This window comes from Leptolyngbya sp. Cla-17 (assembly GCF_016807185.1).
GTDB lineage: Bacteria > Cyanobacteriota > Cyanobacteriia > Leptolyngbyales > Leptolyngbyaceae > ULC077BIN1.
Genome location: NZ_JAEVYN010000001.1, coordinates 652136 through 669989, shown reverse-complemented (window position 1 = coordinate 669989; position 17854 = coordinate 652136). Strand labels below are relative to the sequence as shown.

Sequence of the window (17854 nt, the reverse complement as noted above, 5' to 3'; positions counted from 1 at the left end):
GTCTAAAGCATGAGCGATGAGTGACAAGTTAGGGTCTGTAACTTATCACTCATCACTCATCATTATTATTTACTGTGCGGTTTCCTCGGTTTCCTCAGGGAAAGCATCGCTATCTTCATAGTCGTACTCCCCATCAGTACCGTCATAATCATCGTATTCCTCATCGGCTTCAAGTTGACCATGCCGACCTTCATAAATCGCATCTGCCAGTTTGCCTACAATCAGTTTGATGGACCGGATGGCATCATCGTTCGCTGGAATAGGAATATCTACCACATCGGGGTCACAGTTAGTATCTAACATGGACACGATAGGCAGGTTGAGCTTTTGGCACTCTTGAACTGCGTTGTACTCTCGTTTTTGATCCACAATCACCACGATGTCTGGTACCTTACGCATGGCTTTGATGCCACCTAGATATTTCTGTAGTTTCTCTAGTTCGCGGCGCAAGACGGACGCTTCTTTTTTGGGCAATAAATCTAGCCCACCGGTTGCTTCGCGGCGTTCGAGATCTTTCAAGCGATCAACGCGAGTTTTGATGGTCGTCCAGTTGGTGAGCATTCCGCCCAACCAGCGCTGGTTGACATAGTAAGCACCGCATCGGCTGGCTTCTTGTGCCACAATTCCCGCAGCTTGGCGTTTGGTGCCAATAAACAAGAACTTTTTACCCTGCTCGGAGGCAGTTCGCACATAGTTGTAGGCTTCATCCATTAGTCGGGCGGTTTGCACCAGATCAATAATGTGAACGCCATTGCGGGAGGTGTAGATGTAAGTATCCATCTTGGGATTCCAGCGGCGGGTTTGATGCCCAAAGTGAACCCCAGACTCTAATAATTGAGCCAATGAAACGACTGGCATATTGACTTTTCTCCTGTTCGGGTTATTCCTCCATCCGGTTGCATCTCTGAATTGAGACACCCGAAATTCCGGATGTGCGAATTTAAACAACCTCTCTAGTGTAGCGTAGCTAGGCTGGCATTTATTTAACTGTGCTTCATTTCCCGATAGGCTTGGTAAACTCCCTGGACGTTGTACCAGTTGAGGAAAATCCGGGCAAGTTCTAAGGCGAGTTGGGGTTTTCCTTGGTCAATTAGCCATTGCAATAACGGAGCCAGGGTGCGTTCGTTGAGTAAGCCGCCTAGGGAAAGAATGCCCCAGAGGACGCGATGCAGCCAAGTCATTTGGATCATTAGTCGCACATTCCAGGTGGGGTGTTTTTGGTAGAACAATACGCCCATTTTGCCGCGCTGAATTTCTTGATCGATCAGTTTGGGGATTTGGGTGAGGGAGAAAGGGGGATGCCAGTGATAGCCAACCGCATCAGGGCATTTGAGCAATTGTAAGCCCAAATTTTTAAGCCGTACGCCGAGTTCAAGGTCTTCCCAGCCGTAGAGTTGAAATTGTGTGTCGAAGAGTCCAGCTTGGATTAGCCAGGTGCGAGCGATCGCAACGTTTCCGGTGGCAAAAAATGCCTGAGAGTAATCGGTGACTTTGAAGGGTTCCGAGGTGGGATCGGCAAAATTGCAGGTGTTAATCACGCGCCCGTAGGTGAAGAGGCGATCGTGACCGAGCGATCGCGCGCCTTCCAGCAGCTTTTCTGCGTGGGACTGCAAAAAAATCTCTGTGACTACCAAATCACTATCAATAAAAATGATCGTGTCGCCCGCTGCTTTTTCAACTCCCAAATTTCGAGCCGCTGCTGCACCTTGATGATCCTGCTGAAACACGCGCACATGAGGAAATTCAGCCGCACTATGCAACCATTCCACAGTTTTATCGGTAGAGCCATCATCCACCACCACCACTTCATATCCGGCAATTTGACTCGGATCAAATACCTGATGCTCTAACACCTTCAGGCATTTCTCCAGAATCGGCTTCCGGTTATACGTAGGAATGACCACACTAAAAAACACACTGACTCCTCTAAGTTGATTGGTCTACATAAATGGCAACGTCTACCCGCCTAAGTTTAGCGTGTTAGGAATTTGTGCATATATTGATTGACGAGTTGGGGCTGCTCTTGTTGCACCCAATGGCTGCAATTGAAAAGGTATTTAATCTGGAAGTCGCGCACATATTGTTCGGTGCCATAGCTGAGTTCTTTGCCCAAGGGCATGTCATCTTCGCCCCAAATCATCAAGACAGGCACTTCTAAAACGTTCCAAGAGCTTTGCAGGAAAGAACCTAATTGAAGGACGTTACGGTAGTAGTTAACAGCAGCCGTGAGAACACCGGGTTTAGCAATGGCGTTTTTGTAAGCTTCAATGTCGGCAAGAGTAAAAGCATTTTTATTTTTTGCCATGCCTTGAAATGCTTGTTCTAGTGCCTGGTAGTCATTCAACTGAATCAGGAGTTCTGGCAGGAAGGGAAGTTGAAAAAAGAAGATATACCAACTGCGGAGAAGTTGTTGGGGCGTGCGTAAGCCTTCGGCAAATTTGGCAGGGTGAGGCATGTTAAGGACGATGAGGCGTTCTACCATTTCAGGATGGGTGTAGGCAAAAGACCAGGCGATCGCGCCGCCCCAGTCATGACCTACCAACACACATTTTTCATAACCCAACCCTGCAATCACACCCTGCACATCTTTGACAAATTCGGGCATGGAGTAGGCAGTGGAATCCGTTGGTTTATCGCTATCGTTGTAGCCACGCAGGTCAATTGCCACAACTTTATAATCTTTTGCAAACTCTGGAATTTGGTGCCGCCAAGAATACCAGAATTCTGGAAACCCGTGAAGGAACAACATTAAAGGTCCACTACCTTGAGTCACATAGTGAAGTCGAATGCCATTAGTAGTGATGAAATCGTGAGTCCAGGGTTCGTGCATAGGAAATGACCAATAGCGAGGGCGAATGACGAATAGGGAAGGGTGAATTAAGGAAATTTAGACGCTAATTTGTAGGATTAGAATGCATCGGTTGAAATGCGTTGGGTTGCCCAGATGGGTTCGCCGTTTTCGTTAGTTTTGATGAAAGCTAAACGCCAGGTTTTCCCTTCTTTTTGACGTTGCAAATACACTTCAAAGGGAGTCTGACGCTGAGTAATGTCCCGTTTGAGCAGTTTGATGGTGTAGTCGCAGGTGCCCTTCACTTGATAGGCCTGAAGCGCTTGAATTTGCAAAGGGATTTTCTCAGCGATTTTGATGCGCCGAATCTGGATTTCAGGCTGAAGATCTAATCTGAGCTGTTGGTTAAGCTGCTGTTGAGTTTGGCTTAGCTGGAGCGCGATCGCCTGCTCAACTAAATCGTTTGGCAACTTCACACCCATAGTCCCGCAAGCGGTGAGTAACAGTGCCAGCGCGATCGCCCAGATAACTCGTCCCATTTAGATTTTCACTCTAGTTTCCATCCATTAATTATGAATGATAAAGAGATGAGAAAAATGGCAGAACAGTGAAGGTAGGAGCTAAGAGCGCCAGCATATTACCACTGTGGATCGCTTTTCAGTAAAGCTTCTACTGCCTCGGGAGGGAGGGGTTTAGCAAAGAAATAGCCCTGACCATATTCACACTTAAGCGATCGCAGTTGCGCTAGCTGTTCTGCGGTTTCTACGCCTTCTGCCACAATATACATGCCCAGATTGTGCCCTAGCATGATGATAGTTTTAACAATGTGAACATCCTCACTTTCTAGCCCCATGCGGCTGACAAACGAACGATCAACCTTGATTGTGTCGGTAGGAAAGCGATGGAGGTAGCTGAGAGAGGAATAGCCCGTACCAAAATCATCGATACTGAGTTGCAGGTTGAGCGCTTTCAAGCGTAGGAGTAACGCGATCGTGGGTTCCACATTGGTCATGGCGATACTTTCTGTAATCTCAAGCTTGAGACAATGCCCATCTACATTAGTGTCTTTTAGAGTTTGCTCGATTTGGCTAACGAGATCGGCGGGTTGAGCAAATTGTTTGCTGGATAGGTTGACGCTGACCACCAAAGGATCGCTGCTAGGAAACTGGTTCTGCCAAATTTTTAATTGACGACAGGCTTCCTCAATCACCCAGGCACCAATGGGAATGATCAGATCAGTTTCCTCTGCTAATGGAATAAACTCAACCGGATGAACAAACCCTCGCTGAGGATGTTGCCAGCGCAATAATGCTTCAAATCCAGCAATTTTGCCCGTTTCTAAGTCGATAAAAGGCTGATAGTGCAATTGAAATTCTTGGCGGTTAATTGCCCCACGCAAATCAATTTCAAGCTGCATCCGGGTCATTACTTGCACTCGCATCCCAGACATAAACATCTGATAGCGGTCTTTTCCAGATCCTTTTACCTGGTTCATTGCCGTGTGGGCATCTCTGAGAATGTCTTCGGGTTGGTAGGGTTGGTTTGCCTGACACCACACAATACCCACACTGGCAGTTGTAAAAATATCCTGCCCATGAAGATTAAACGGCTGTTTCAGTTGTTTTTGTAGGTGATCAGCTAAGTGCCCCACTTCATCTTTATCTCGGACCTGGTGCAGTAGAATTGCAAACTCATCTCCACCCACCCGCGCCAGTTCGTCATGAGACCGTAGGCAGGTTTTCAACCGTCGAGCGATCGCAACTAGCAATTCATCCGCCCGTTGATGCCCCAAGCTATCGTTAAGGCCTTTAAAGCTATCAAGTCCTAACAGTAAAACGGCTGTTCCAGGATGTTCTTCAGTAGAATGGCTCAGCTTTTTTTTGGAACGATTCAGTGACCACTGAAGTCTCTGAACCAATAAAGCCCGATTTGGCAACCCGGTCAGTTCATCGTGGCGTGCGTCGTGGAGAAGACGATAAGAAATTGCTGCGACGCTAGAGCTAATAAAAGCGATCGCCGGGGGCACAAAAGGTATCCAACCGTGGTGCAAAAATAAGATAAAACAGCCACCAAACAATCCGCCAATCGCAATCAGTCCCACCACTCCTAGAGTTAAAGGATGACGGAATCTCCACCCCAATAGCCCTCCAGCACATGACCAAGCAACAATCCACAGAACTTCACCTTCCTGCCACCAAAACCAGGTCAATGGATAGCCATCTATGATGGTGCTAAGAATTTGGCTAACCTTTTGAGCATGAACAATCACCCCCGGCATGGCGGGGCCTTTCTCATTAGAAAGGTTGTAAGGTGTTAAAAACAAATCCTTAATGCTGGGAGCTGTAGTCCCAATCAGGACGAGCTTATCTTTCACCCACGCCGGATCGACCTGTCCATTAAGCACCTCCGTTAGGCTAACTTTGCGCGCTACGTTGTAAGCGGAGCGATAATTTAGCATCACCTGATAGCCGCGATCGTCTAAGGTTTGGTAACCCCCTGCATCGGGATTTAGTGCCGGAAAAATCGTATCGCCAACGGTGATTGCCTCGCGGGGTGTCACCTCAAACTTTAAACGCTCCTTTGCCAAGTAATGCAATGCCAATTGCAGGGAGAATGAATACAAGGCTTTGCCATCGACGGTGGCGTACAGTAAATTACGCCGGACAACCGCATCTAGGTCAACCACAATATCGCTGATGCCTACCCGACCAGGCGGAACTCCCTCGGGAGAAGGTACTGCATCTTTATCTACACTGCCGAGCAGCGTAATTGCAATTAAATTAGGGGCTTGAAGTTGCTTTGCTAAGGCACTTTCTCCTGGAGGATGAGGTACATCCCGGTAGATATCTAACCCAATCGTGCGGGGTTGATAGGTTTGTAGTTTTGCAATGACTTGAGCAATGACGGCATCTGAAACGGGCCAACGCCTTTGCGATCGAATATCTGCTTCGGTGATGGTGACGACTAAAAGTCTTGAATCTTCTTCACGATCAGGGCGTAGCCGAATCATCTGGTCGTAGGCTAGAAGCTCTGATGACTGCAATCCGCCTAAGCTTCGGATGCCAACCATACACCCTGCAACCAGCAAACTCGTTAGCAGTGCAGGATGCTTCACAATCGATCCTGCAACCCAACGGCTGGTTCGGATAAAGCTAGTAACTCTTCTTTGAAGATGTGCCATGCAAGCGGGATAGACGGGGATAAGCGATCTCAAGAAACACTACTTCACATTCTCAGCAAACGTATGTCAAAAAATACTCTACATAGAGTCCATAAGCCTAGCCGGACAAATCCACGATTGCATACTGCAAAAAAAGAAACTTTTGAAGAAGTAAATGTTCTAAGCCACTAGTTTTTCAGCGGCTTTTTTTCCAAGCTAAAGCTCGAATTCCCACGAAAGTTCAATTGCTAAAACTTGCAAACTAAGTAAATCGGTTTAAATCTAAAGATGGCTTTATCCCCTGTATCGCTCATTCTACTCAACTGAAACTCGTCTCAGCCAATAGAGCAGCAAAATGTCAAATTTAAGTAGCTGGGTTAGCAAGTCTCTTTCAAGGGAGCGTTCTAGCCACCTCAATATTTAAACGTTGCTAAGAAGTTTTATAGAAATAAGTTAAGTAAACAAGGGGCTTAAGCCCCTTGTTTGCAAAATTTGCGGAGTTCTGACGGGTCAACTACCCTTACAAGCTGTCTGATCCAAGGATGGTTTCAAACCATGAGGAAGTATGCGATCGCCAATGCCAAGCATTCAATTTTCACAAGTTTATTCAAAAGGATGTCTAAACTTAAGAATTTGCGAGACAATGGGGCACTGGAATAGCACCAGTTATTTATGACCCTTGATCCAACCTTTGCTGCGCAACTTGCCGAGTCCGCCGATCGCCTGTTTAATCTACTTGAATGCTTCCATCAGCCCCAAGTATTGGTTGTGGGTGATCTCTGTCTAGATGAATTTTTGACTGGGCAAGTAGAGCGGCTTTCCCGAGAAGCGCCCGTTCTGATTCTTCGGCATGAACACACTCAACAGGTTGCAGGAGGCGGTGCGAACGCAATCTATAACTTTGCAAAATTGGGTGCTCAAGTAAAAGCAGTGGGGCTAGTCGGCAACGATGGACAAGGCAAAGCATTGCGCCATATTTTTGAAGCAGCTGGAGTGAACACTGAAGGAATTTTATTGGATCGCGATCGCCCCACAGTCACCAAAACCCGTATCTCAGGCCACGCTCGCCAATCTGTGACTCAGCAAATTGTTCGCGTCGATCGCAAATCCGATGAATTGCCCTCTGCTGAATTGCAAACCCAACTAGTACACTATATTCGCCAACAAATTAGCAGCGTTGATGCAGTCGTATGCTCTGACTACGGCGATGGGACTCTCTCTGAAGCAGTGATTGCCGCCGCCCTATCCCATTCCTTTAGCGTCGTGGATGCCCAAAAAGATCTCAACCGCTATCAAGGAGCCAGCATTTTTACACCCAACCTTCCTGAAGCCGAGCAAGCGGTTGGCTACTCTCTCGTAAAGGTAGATGGCAGCAAAAGCGAAGCTCTGTTGCGTCAGGGCGGCAAGGACCTACTGCAGCTAACTCAGGCTCAAAAAATGTTGATTACTCGCGGCGAAGATGGCATGAGCCTTTTTCAAAATGACGGCACCGAATATCACATTCCCGCCTTTAACCGCACCGACGTCTTTGATGTCACTGGAGCAGGAGATACCGTAGTTGCTGCTTTAACTTTAGGATTAGTGCTCGGAGCCTCTTCCTGGGAAGCAGCCGTATTAGGCAATTTAGCTGCCAGCATCGTAGTACGGCAGTTTGGCACGACTCCAACGACTCCAGGCGAGATGAAGATAGCCTTAGAACTGTTGCTAGAAGAATCAACAAACAAGTAGGTTTCAGCTATTAGGTGTCGGGTGTTAGACGTTAGCGGGGCACATGTTTGATGATGGCTGTCTTAACTAATGAGGGATCGAGTAGGCTTCATCTGGGAGATGGTTTTGGAGTGATTTGAGGAACTTGCTGCGGGTTGGAGGTTGCAGCAGGAGCAGCAGGTGGTTGAGCTGCGGCGGGAGCCTGAGTTGCTGGGATTGTGGGTGCTGCCAGAGGCGTGGCAGATGGTGCGGCAGTGGTTGGATTGACGACAGGCGCAGGGGCTTGCTTATCACCCAAAATGCTGGCATTTCCAGGAACGTAGTAAACCCCAGAAACAGCAGCAATCATTAAAGTTGCCAGGGTGCCGACAAATAGGGCTTTCCAACCCAGTTCGGAAATATCTTTACGACGGGAAGGAATCAGGGCGATCGTGCCGCCGACAAAAATCCCGACCGATGCCAGGTGGGCAAAGCCAGACAGAGCATAGCTGACAATCAACACAGCGCGATCGCTCAACGTCCCTTGGGCTGCCGCTACTGACAACGCTTGATAGGGTGGAATCGCCGTTTCTAATAAGCGCCGTCCGATAATTACTGAAGACAGCCAAAGTTCATTCCAGTCGAGGGAAACCCCAGTTAAAAACGTGAATGGTAAGAATAAAAAACCGAGGATATTTGCCAGAGTCACAACCTGAAACACATCCCCAATCGGACTGGGCAAGGTCGCCAGCCAAATGAAGATCTGGTTGATCAAATAGACCAAGCCCAAGATCAAGATCAGCACAGCGGCGATCGATACTGCCATTTTTACCCCATCCAGTGCCCCAATAATTGCTGCATCCAGGGGACTCACGCGCTCAATTGGTTCTCCTCCAACAGTCTCCTGTGGAACATTTTCTTCAAAATTACCGGAGTCATCGCCTCCGGTTCGTCTTAAAGACTGTTCTCCCCGAAGGAGCCGAGCAATTTCTTCATCTTCAGCGGTGACTGGCATCTCTGCAATGGGCGTGCGATTGGCATCCTCCACTAGTTGACGCTTGCTTGTGGGCGATCGCAGCTTGGATGCTTTCGGTTCTTTGGGTAACCCGCCCAGCGTCAGCGGCACCTCCGTTTCTGGCACTAAAATTTTGGACAGGACAAAACAGGCAGGAATCGCCATAATCGACGCAGAAACCAAATGCCCCAAAATGTTAGGAAAAACGGGTTTGAGAAAACTAACGTAAATTGCCAGGGTTGAAGAAGCGGCAGTGCCAAAACAGCAAGACAAAATCGCACAGAGTTCGCTGCGAGTCATCTTGGCAAGAAACGGCTTGACGACGATCGCCGCCTCAATTCCCACAAAAATATTTGCGGCACCGCTCAACGCTTCTGCCCCGCTCAACCGCATGGTGGCATAAAAAATTCGGGCAAACACATTGGTAATTACCTGAATCACGCCAATGTTGTAAAGCAGCGCCATCAAGCCAGAAAAGAAAATCACCGTCGGCAGTGCCCGAAACGCAAATATATAACCCAAGTTCACATCAGGTGGTTTATCTGCTAAGGGCACAATGTTCCGCCCAAATACAAACCGTGCTCCCGCATCCGCTGCATCAAACACCACGTTGAGTAAGTCGCTAAACGCCTTCAGCGCATCTCGTGTTGGCGGAAACAAAAAAACCGCTGCTCCTAGCGCGAGCTGCAACAGAATTCCCGTCACCATTACCCGCCAAGGAAAATAACGCAGACGGCGATTCTCGGAAAACAACCAGGCGATGAAACACAACCCAAAAATGCCAAGAAACGAGATCAGATTCAGAATAGACATAGGCTCGGCACTCGATGAAGAAAACGGTGAACGATCAACAGCAGTTTTGCACTATTCAAAGACGCGATCGCAGATAAAACGAATCTCTGTAGGCGCGCCCTACGAAACGATCAATTGAGATAAAAATCATCCTGGCGACAGAAGACAAATATCTTTCAAGACAATACTCAAAAACTTCTACCTCCGCACAGACGAAATCACTACACTCAGTTAAATGTTACAAAACGAGTCAAAGCTATAGGTTTAATCATCTGATGAAATGAGGTCGCAATTGGAACATTGACCCACCGTTTTCCTGACATCTCTTTCTTCTAAAAGGTTGATAATGGGCACATGAACCTTGTAGACCTCTAGCTAACTTTTCATGGAAGCGTTTGAGCCAATCTCGCCTAAGTGGACCCAATCAGCGGTTCATGCAGCAACATTTCAGTGTCCTAAATGTTATGCCAGCAGCAAAGCCGCAAAACAGGTTTGGATCAACCGTCGATCGCCCGTTTTTACCGCAGATCACCGCCGCAAGTGGCAAGAATTTTATCAATGCAACTGCGAGACGGTGTGGTGGGGTTGGAGCAGCGATCGCCCCCCATCTGATCTCGCCAATCAAGAACGAGAACTGCCTCCTCCCCGATTCAATCCGTTTGAAGAGTAAGGCATAAACCAATCGTTTGAAAGATCACTCCCAGCCCTAAAGTCAGATAGCGGGATTAGCCAATCTCTAGGTTCAAATGGAGACTACTGACCCAAATAAGCTTCTAACACTTCTGGGTTGGATTGAATTTCTGCCGGAGTGCCATCTGCTAAATTGCGTCCTTCTGCCAGGACCCACACGCGATCGCATAGAGACATAATCACATCCATGTTGTGTTCGATGATCAAAAAGGTCATGCCGTCACGGTTCCAGCCTTGGATGCGATCGCAAATTTGATTGATCAACGTTGGGTTCACACCAGCGGCCGGTTCATCCAGCAAAATCAGCTTCGGCTCAGCCATCAACGCCCGTCCGATTTCCAGCAGTTTTCGCTGTCCGCCTGACAGTGCCCCAGCATATTCATTTGCCATGTGCGCCAGTCCAATCGACTCTAAAATTTCAAATGCTTTTTGGCGTTGGGCTTTCTCTTCTTGAGCAATCTGTTTCTGTTGAAACCAGGTATTCCAAAAATTTTCCCCGGTTTGCTTTTGGGCAGCCAGCAGCAAGTTATCTAAAACCGACAGTCGAGACAGGACACGAGCGACTTGAAAGGTGCGAACCATCCCCATTCGAGCGATGATGTGAGGCTGGAGGTGATGAATCGGTTCGCCATCAAATAGCACTCGCCCTTGATCCGAACGAATGACGTTGGCTAACAGATTAAATAGGGTCGTTTTTCCAGCGCCATTTGGTCCCACTAACCCGGTAATGCTACCTTGAGGCACTTCAATCCGAGCACAATCAACGGCACAACAGGTGCCACCAAAATTTTTAACGAGTCCACTGGCTGCTAATAAAGGCAGTTCCACCTGCGGGGCAACCGTACCTTGCACTGCTAAGCCCTGTGGCAGGTTTTGTTCAGCGAGATAGTCTGTGGAAGATTGGGAAAGGTTGGTTGGTTCATCGACCAAGGGTGAGTTCCTCCTTTTTACCTAAAATGCCTTGAGGTCGCGCCATCATCAAAATAATCAGCAACAGGCCAATTACCATGATTCTAAAAGCACCTAGACGGGCATCATCAATACTAGCGGGGAGGAGGGGAATTGCTGAGTGTAAGGCTTGTAAGAATTCTGGCAAAAAGCGGGTTGCTGAAAAATATGCCCAGTAAATGATGGCTCCCAAAATCGTTCCAGCGTTGTTGCCAGCTCCGCCTAACACGACAATAATCCAGGCTTGAAAAGTGATTAGAGGAATAAAGCCGTCCGGATTAATGAAGGTTAAGTTCCAGGCGTAGAAAGCTCCAGCAATGCCCGCGATCGCCCCGCCCAACATCAATGATTGCAGCTTATACCAAAACACATTTTTTCCCAGAGCTCTCGCCACTTCTTCATCTTCTCGAATCGATTTAAGCACCCGTCCCCACGGCGCTTTGACGGAAACTTCTAACCGCCAATAGGTCAGCGCGACTACCGTCACCACTACCAGCATCAACCCTGCTTTATAGGAATAGTCATACAAGGCACTGATACCAATTCCATAGATGAGCAGTCCTAAACCGGTAGCGGCTAGACTCACAAGGAACCTCGGAGCTTGTGCAGGTGGCTCAGGAGAAATGGGCGTTGGCATAGACTCTCTTGTGGAGGATTGCGCCAACTCTGACTTGCTAGTGCGTCGCGCCCATTTCCACAGGTTCCACCCACTAATACCAAAAATGCCTGTCCATAGGGCAATCATGGCAATCTTACTGCCAATCGTGGGTTGAGTAATCGTGCCCAATGGCAGCGGAAAATTGGCAACGCCGAGGGAACCGCGAGTCAACCATTCTTCATTTAGGGCAATCAGCCGAATGACTTCCGATGCGCCAATGGTGACAATGGATAAATAGTCTTCCCGCAAACGTAATGTAGTAGTTCCTAAGATCAGCCCCAATAGTGCTGCAACTGCGCCACCCATCAATGTTGCGATCGCTAACGGCACTTCATTCAAGCTGAGCAATACGGTTGTGTAGGCTCCAACTGTCATGAAAGCAACATGCCCAAAATTGAGCAAGCCTGTGTAGCCCCATTGCAGATTTAAGCCCAAACTAAACAGCGCATAGATGGCTGTAGAAATAATCAGTGAGACGAGGTAACCAACCATACAGGGTTTGGGAAATGATTAGTTGAATCGTATCCTATCAGGTCAGGAGAAACGCAAAGTAGAAAAATGGCAGCAGCATGACAAGCTTAATCTACTGATTTGGGCAAAGACGACGCAATTTGATTCTGGTGTCATCTAATGTCTCTAGGCGATCGCGCTCTGTTCACTCAGATTGACGATGTACTTAGTGAAGTTCATTCAGAAGTCCTCCTCCGCTCTATTTATCCAGAATTTAAGCTTGCCACGCTAATGGGCATAGAGACAAATAAAGTTGCAGAGAAAACAGTTAAGCACTGTGACATTGATATGATCCCCAGGTGATTTTTTGTCATGATTTTCTGACAATTCAATCTCGAAGTGAGCTTGTCAATTTGTGACTGCCGACAGCAATGCTATGATTTCGAGAAATTCACTTAATTGAAAAGGGCTTGGTATTCTATGGCTCAAGCGTCCGTTTCTCCAGTAGTGCTGGTCATTCTAGATGGCTGGGGATATCGTGAAGATGCGGATGGTAATGCTGTAGCCGCCGCTAAAACTCCTGTTATCGATAGCCTTTGGGCAGCCTATCCCCACACAACCATTCGTACTGCTGGCAAAGATGTTGGCTTACCCGATGGTCAAATGGGCAATTCTGAAGTGGGGCATCTTAACATTGGTGCCGGTCGAGTGGTGCCTCAAGAACTCGTGCGAATTTCTGATGCCGTCGAGGATGGTACCCTACTCAGCAATTCAGCGCTGGTCAAGCTGTATCAAGCTGTGAAGCAAAATCAGGGCAAGCTGCACTTAATTGGTCTTTGCTCCGATGGTGGGGTGCATTCTCATCTGTCTCACCTATTCGGTCTGATAGATATGGCAAAGGATCAACTGATCACCGATGTTTGCATCCATGTAGTCACTGATGGGCGCGATACGTTGCCTGATTCGGGTAAGCACTATGTGCAGCAAATCGTAAATTATATTGACACAGCCGGGGTTGGGCAAATTGTTACACTAAGCGGTCGATACTATGCAATGGATCGAGATCATCGCTGGGATCGTGTGGAAAAAGCCTACAGCGTGATGACTCAAGATGGCGACGGAGACGGGCGATCGGTGGTAGAGGTGATGCAGGCTTCCTACGATGCTGACATCAAGGATGAGTTTATTTTGCCGACTCGGATTGCACCGGGAGCGATTCAGCCAGGGGATGGAGTGGTGTTTTATAACTTCCGCCCCGATCGCGCTCGTCAATTAACCCAAGCTCTGGTCGATCCGAAGTTTCAGGGCTTTGAACGAGAACTGATTCAGCCGCTTTCCTTTGCGACCTTTACCCAGTATGATTCTCACTTTCCGGTGCTGGTTGCGTTTGAGCCGCAAAATCTGAACAATATTTTGGGTCAGGTTATTTCTCAGCATGGGCTACGCCAGTTCCGCGCCGCTGAAACTGAAAAGTATGCTCACGTGACCTATTTTTTTAATGGGGGCATTGAAGACCCATTTGCTGGAGAAGATCGAGAAATGGTGCCAAGTCCTCCAGTGGCAACCTACGATCGCGCCCCTGCCATGTCTGCGGCAGCATTGACGGATGTCACGAGCGCGGCAGTAGAAAAGCAAGTTTACTCGATGATCGTGGTGAATTACGCCAACCCAGATATGGTGGGGCATACCGGCAAAATGGATGCGACTGTTGACGCGTTGGAAGTAGTCGATCACTGTCTGGGTCGCCTACTAGAAAGCATTATTCGCGCAGGTGGAACCACCATCATCATTGCCGATCACGGAAACGCAGAAGTGATGTGGGATGAAAACGGTAATCCCTGGACTGCCCACACGACCAATCCGGTGCCATTCATCTTAGTGGAGGGAGAAGGGCGCAAGATTCCTGGACACGGCACCGATGTTAGATTACGTGATGATGGTCGCCTCTCAGATATGGCTCCGACCATTCTTGAGATTTTGAAGCTGCCTCAGCCACCAGAAATGACTGGGCGCTCCATGTTTCTGCCGCTTGAGTTTGGGCTAACCCCCAGTCGATCGCCCGTTAAATTGGTGCGTTAATTAAGGTGATTGCATGTTGGTGCGTCCCATGGAAAGCACGTAGCGCTCGATTAGGTCAGCAAATTCTCGCGAGGATTCGCGGTTTCAAGCTGGCGTAGCTTTTCATAGAGTTCTCGTTCGGGTTCGCTGATCTCTTTGGGGATGACAATTTGAATTTCTACAATTTGGTCGCCCCTCGTGCCGCTGGCTTTGGGATAGCCCTTGTTTGCCAGACGCAATCGCTGCCCAGAGCGCACACCTGGCGGAATTGACATTTTGACTAATCCATCTAGGGTTGGTACTTCCACTGGGTTGCCTAGCACCGCTTCACTGGGAGTTAAGGGCAATTCACAGACAATATCAGAGCCATCTAGCTGAAAGAAGGTGTGAGGTGACACATCGATTTTGAGGTATAGATCGCCGCCGCCTACGCCCTGTCCTTTCAGACGAACGCGTTGCCCAGTTACCATTCCAGCTGGCATGTTCACTTCTAGCGATCGCCCATCTTCGAGCCGAATGCGCTCTCGACCGCCAGAGTAAGCTTTTTCAAGGGGAACCGTGAGCCGTGCTTCGGCATCGCGCCGGGTGGTGCGAGGGACGGTGTAGCTGGTTTTGGAGGTGCCAGGGCGATAAGATTCTCTGGGCGTGCCCGGGGGGGCAGGCGCATCGCGTCGATTGAGGAGTTGATCAACAAAGCTGTTGAAGTCACTGAACTCGTCAAAGTTTATGCCTTCGGGTGCAGCGCGATCGCTACCACGACCATTCCAACCACGACTACCAGGCGATCGAGCTGCTTCCTGAAAACCGCGCTGCTTCCAATAGCGCCCATATTGGTCGTATTTGCTGCGGTTCGTTGGGTCAGACAGAACCTCGTAAGCTTCATTAATGTCTTTAAACCGTTCTTCCGCAGTTTTGTCATTGGGGTTCAGGTCAGGATGAAACTGCCGAGCCAGCCGCCGAAAGGCTTTTTTAAGATCCTCGGCAGGCGTTTCTTTAGGAACCCCTAATATGTCGTAATAGTTGCGGAAGTTTTGCATAGAAAAACAGGTTAGTTGTTAGCTGTTGGCTGTTATCTAATAGCCAACAGCGAATAGCTGTAAATTGTTAGAGCCAGTCATCGTCGTCATCCCAATTATCCTGATTCAGGTTTGGACGGGGATTACGGGGGGGCAGCTTGTTGCGATCCTTGGGCGTTTCATAGGGATCGCGATTATCTCGGTTTGGCGATCGCGGCGGAGAACTAGGGCGAACGGCTCCGTCGCGCGGTGCGCTATCACGGTCATAAGGGGAACGGCTGGATGGCTTGCGGGTTTCCTTCCAATCTTCATTGTCCCAGCTATTGGAACGGTTACCGTCCCGATTTTTATCGCGATTATCGATGCGATTAGAAGGATTGCCGTAGTCCCGATTAGTATCGCGATTGGCACCGCGACTGACATCGCGAGGAGGTGCAGTATCCCAACGATCATCCCCCCGATTAGTATCTCGATTTGAGTCACGCGAGGGGATATTGCGGGGAGCATCATCCCAGCGATCGCTGTCCCGACGATCATAACTACCACCAGAGCGAGAGGGCTCACTGCCGCGCGACAAGCTGCCATAGCCGTAGTTTGAGCCATAGCTGGTACCGTAGCGGTCATTTCCATAGCTGCCATTTCCATAGCTGCTACGGCGATCGTCGTAATCGTAGTAATCATCATCGTCATCGGTAAAGAAGCTTTTGATGGCACCCAACAAGCTATCTTCTTCTTCCTCTTGCTTATTGCGCTGATATATTTCGCGGGTTAGCTCAGACAAGGCATCTTGCAAATCGGCTTGAAAGCGATCAATGCCGCGTTCGTCGTTTTGAGCCAACGCTTCCCGCAATTGGCGAGAAGTCGCTTCAATCCGGCTGCGATAGCTGGTGACAAATTGCATCCCAAAATCCAGCGTTGCTTCTCGCAGTTGTCGTTCCGATTTGAAGATGAGGGATTCGGCATCGTTGCGCTTTTGGATTTTTTCTTTCTTCATGCGATCGGTTGCCGCAGATTCTTGAGCATCCCGTATCATCCGGTTTACTTCTGCTTCACTCAGCGTGGAAGCGCCCTGAATAGTGATGCTTTGTTCGCGCCCAGTGGTGCGATCCATTGCTGTCACCTGTAAAATGCCATTTGCATCAATATCAAAAGACACTTGTATCTGTGGAATACCTCTGGGGGCGGGGGGAATGCCCGTCAGCTTAAACCGTCCCAAGGATTTATTCCCTGTGTTCATCTCGCGTTCACCTTGAAGCGCATGAATCTCCACCAGGGTTTGGTTATCTTCTCCAGTGGAGAAAATGTCAGACCGACGTACCGGAATGGTGGTGTTGCGGGGAATCAGCTTTTTCATCAAGCCGCCAATGGTTTCCAGCCCAAAGGAGAGCGGTGTCACATCCAGCAGTAAAATATCTTTGACTTCTCCTGCCAGAATACCGGCTTGAATCGCAGCGCCTACCGCCACCACTTCATCAGGATTCACATTTTGGTTTGGCTCTTTGTCAATAAAACTGCGAACCAATTGCTGCACGATGGGAATGCGGCTAGAACCACCCACCAGAACGACTTCATCAATCTGAACCGGACTCATGCCTGCATCTTTGAGGGCTTGCCGCACCGGTCCTCGAACACGGGTCAGCAAATCTCCGCAAAAGCCTTCAAATTCGGCACGGGTAAGGCGGGTTTCGAGATGCTTGGGTCCTTCTTCTGTGGCAGTAATGAAAGGCAAATTGATTTCAGTGATGGTGACACCCGAAAGCTCAATTTTGGCTTTTTCGGCGGCTTCGGTCAAACGTTGCAGAGCTTGGCGATCGCGCCGCAGATCAATGCCCTCTTGCTCAATAAACTTTTCTGCTAGCCAATCCACAATTTTTTTATCAAAATCGTTACCGCCTAGCTGGGTGTCGCCGGAGGTGGATTTTACTTCAAATACGCCATCGCCCACATCCAAAATAGAAACATCAAAGGTGCCGCCACCCAAATCGAAGACCAGAATTGTTTGGCTAACTTGGCGATCGAGTCCATAGGCAAGGGAGGCAGCCGTTGGCTCATTCAAAATTCGCTTCACTTCTAGCCCTGCAATGCGCCCAGCATCACGAGTAGCTTGCCGCTGGGAATCATTAAAGTAAGCGGGTACGGTAATGACCGCTCCAGTGACTGGCTCACCCAAATAGCGACTGGCTTCGTCCGCCAGCTTTTTCAAGATCATTGATTGCACTTCTTCCGGGGCAAAATCTCGCTGCAATCGGGGGCACTTGATTTTGACATTGCCCAAATCATCTTTGCGAATGGTGTAAGGAACCCGCTTAGATTCTGGTGTCAGTTCAGAATATTTTCGCCCAATGTATCGCTTTACGCCAAAGAAAGTATTTTGCGGGTCGAGTACGGCTTGTCGTCGCGCCATTTGTCCCACCAGGCGCTCTCCATCTTTGCTAAAACCAACGACAGAAGGGGTTGTCCGCATTCCTTCCGCATTAGCAATTACCACCGGCTTACCGCCTTCCATCACCGAAACCACGGAGTTGGTAGTTCCTAAATCTATGCCGACAACTCTTCCCATGCGTGATTGATCTCCCCTAAGCTGTATAGACAA

13 protein-coding genes are annotated in these 17854 nt (G+C 48.7%); 3 read left to right on the top strand and 10 right to left on the bottom strand.

The window, feature by feature from the left end; all coding sequences use genetic code 11:
• Positions 1–69: 69 nt before the first annotated feature.
• The 5 genes from rpsB to JOY44_RS03115 all read right to left on the bottom strand — a co-directional run bounded on the left by rpsB (position 70) and on the right by JOY44_RS03115 (position 5969).
• The gene (gene rpsB, locus JOY44_RS03135) at positions 70–858 is read right to left on the bottom strand and encodes a 30S ribosomal protein S2 (RefSeq protein ID WP_171572277.1); all 789 of its coding nucleotides are present in this window, start codon (positions 856–858) and stop codon (positions 70–72) included.
• Positions 859–983: 125 nt separating this feature from the next.
• A complete protein-coding gene (locus JOY44_RS03130; protein ID WP_322091336.1) occupies positions 984–1904 on the bottom strand; it encodes a glycosyltransferase family 2 protein in 921 nt (306 codons plus the stop codon).
• A gap of 68 nt (positions 1905–1972) precedes the next feature.
• The gene (locus JOY44_RS03125; protein ID WP_171572275.1) at positions 1973–2830 is read right to left on the bottom strand and encodes an alpha/beta fold hydrolase; all 858 of its coding nucleotides are present in this window, start codon (positions 2828–2830) and stop codon (positions 1973–1975) included.
• A gap of 77 nt (positions 2831–2907) precedes the next feature.
• Entirely contained in the window at positions 2908–3327 is a 420-nt protein-coding gene (locus JOY44_RS03120) for a hypothetical protein (RefSeq protein ID WP_171572274.1), read from the bottom strand.
• A gap of 98 nt (positions 3328–3425) precedes the next feature.
• On the bottom strand, positions 3426–5969 hold the full coding sequence (locus JOY44_RS03115; protein ID WP_171572273.1) for an EAL domain-containing protein: 2544 nt from the start codon (positions 5967–5969) through the stop codon (positions 3426–3428).
• Between the two features lie 651 nt (positions 5970–6620).
• On the opposite strand from JOY44_RS03115, the gene JOY44_RS03110 reads away from it, so the two are divergent.
• Positions 6621–7676 (top strand): bifunctional heptose 7-phosphate kinase/heptose 1-phosphate adenyltransferase, encoded by a 1056-nt coding sequence (locus JOY44_RS03110; RefSeq protein ID WP_171572272.1) that lies wholly within the window; start codon positions 6621–6623, stop codon positions 7674–7676.
• Between the two features lie 88 nt (positions 7677–7764).
• On the opposite strand, the gene JOY44_RS03105 is transcribed toward JOY44_RS03110, so the two are convergent.
• Complete coding sequence (locus tag JOY44_RS03105) at positions 7765–9462, bottom strand: NupC/NupG family nucleoside CNT transporter (protein ID WP_171572271.1); 1698 nt, start codon at positions 9460–9462, stop codon at positions 7765–7767.
• Positions 9463–9826: 364 nt separating this feature from the next.
• Between JOY44_RS03105 and JOY44_RS03100 the strand changes: the two genes are divergently transcribed.
• Positions 9827–10111, top strand: coding sequence for a hypothetical protein (locus JOY44_RS03100; RefSeq protein ID WP_171572270.1), 285 nt, complete (start codon positions 9827–9829; stop codon positions 10109–10111).
• 83 nt (positions 10112–10194) lie between these two features.
• Here the strand turns inward: JOY44_RS03100 and JOY44_RS03095 are convergent, their stop codons facing one another.
• Positions 10195–11061 (bottom strand): ABC transporter ATP-binding protein, encoded by an 867-nt coding sequence (locus tag JOY44_RS03095; protein WP_197985147.1) that lies wholly within the window; start codon positions 11059–11061, stop codon positions 10195–10197.
• Positions 11051–12229: a branched-chain amino acid ABC transporter permease gene (locus tag JOY44_RS03090; protein ID WP_171572269.1), complete on the bottom strand. Its 1179-nt coding sequence runs from the start codon at positions 12227–12229 to the stop codon at positions 11051–11053. Before JOY44_RS03090 ends, JOY44_RS03095 begins: the two co-directional genes overlap by 11 nt.
• Positions 12230–12667: 438 nt before the next feature.
• On the opposite strand from JOY44_RS03090, the gene gpmI reads away from it, so the two are divergent.
• The gene (gpmI, locus tag JOY44_RS03085; RefSeq protein WP_171572268.1) at positions 12668–14266 is read left to right on the top strand and encodes a 2,3-bisphosphoglycerate-independent phosphoglycerate mutase; all 1599 of its coding nucleotides are present in this window, start codon (positions 12668–12670) and stop codon (positions 14264–14266) included.
• A 50-nt stretch (positions 14267–14316) separates the two neighbouring features.
• Here gpmI and JOY44_RS03080 read toward each other — a convergent pair whose 3' ends face one another.
• Both JOY44_RS03080 and dnaK read right to left on the bottom strand, forming a co-directional pair.
• Positions 14317–15282 carry a DnaJ C-terminal domain-containing protein gene (locus JOY44_RS03080; RefSeq protein ID WP_171572267.1) on the bottom strand — a complete coding sequence of 322 codons (966 nt, stop codon included), beginning with the start codon at positions 15280–15282 and terminating at the stop codon, positions 14317–14319.
• A 67-nt stretch (positions 15283–15349) separates the two neighbouring features.
• Positions 15350–17821 carry a molecular chaperone DnaK gene (gene dnaK, locus JOY44_RS03075; protein WP_171572266.1) on the bottom strand — a complete coding sequence of 824 codons (2472 nt, stop codon included), beginning with the start codon at positions 17819–17821 and terminating at the stop codon, positions 15350–15352.
• Between the last annotated feature and the right edge of the window lie 33 nt (positions 17822–17854).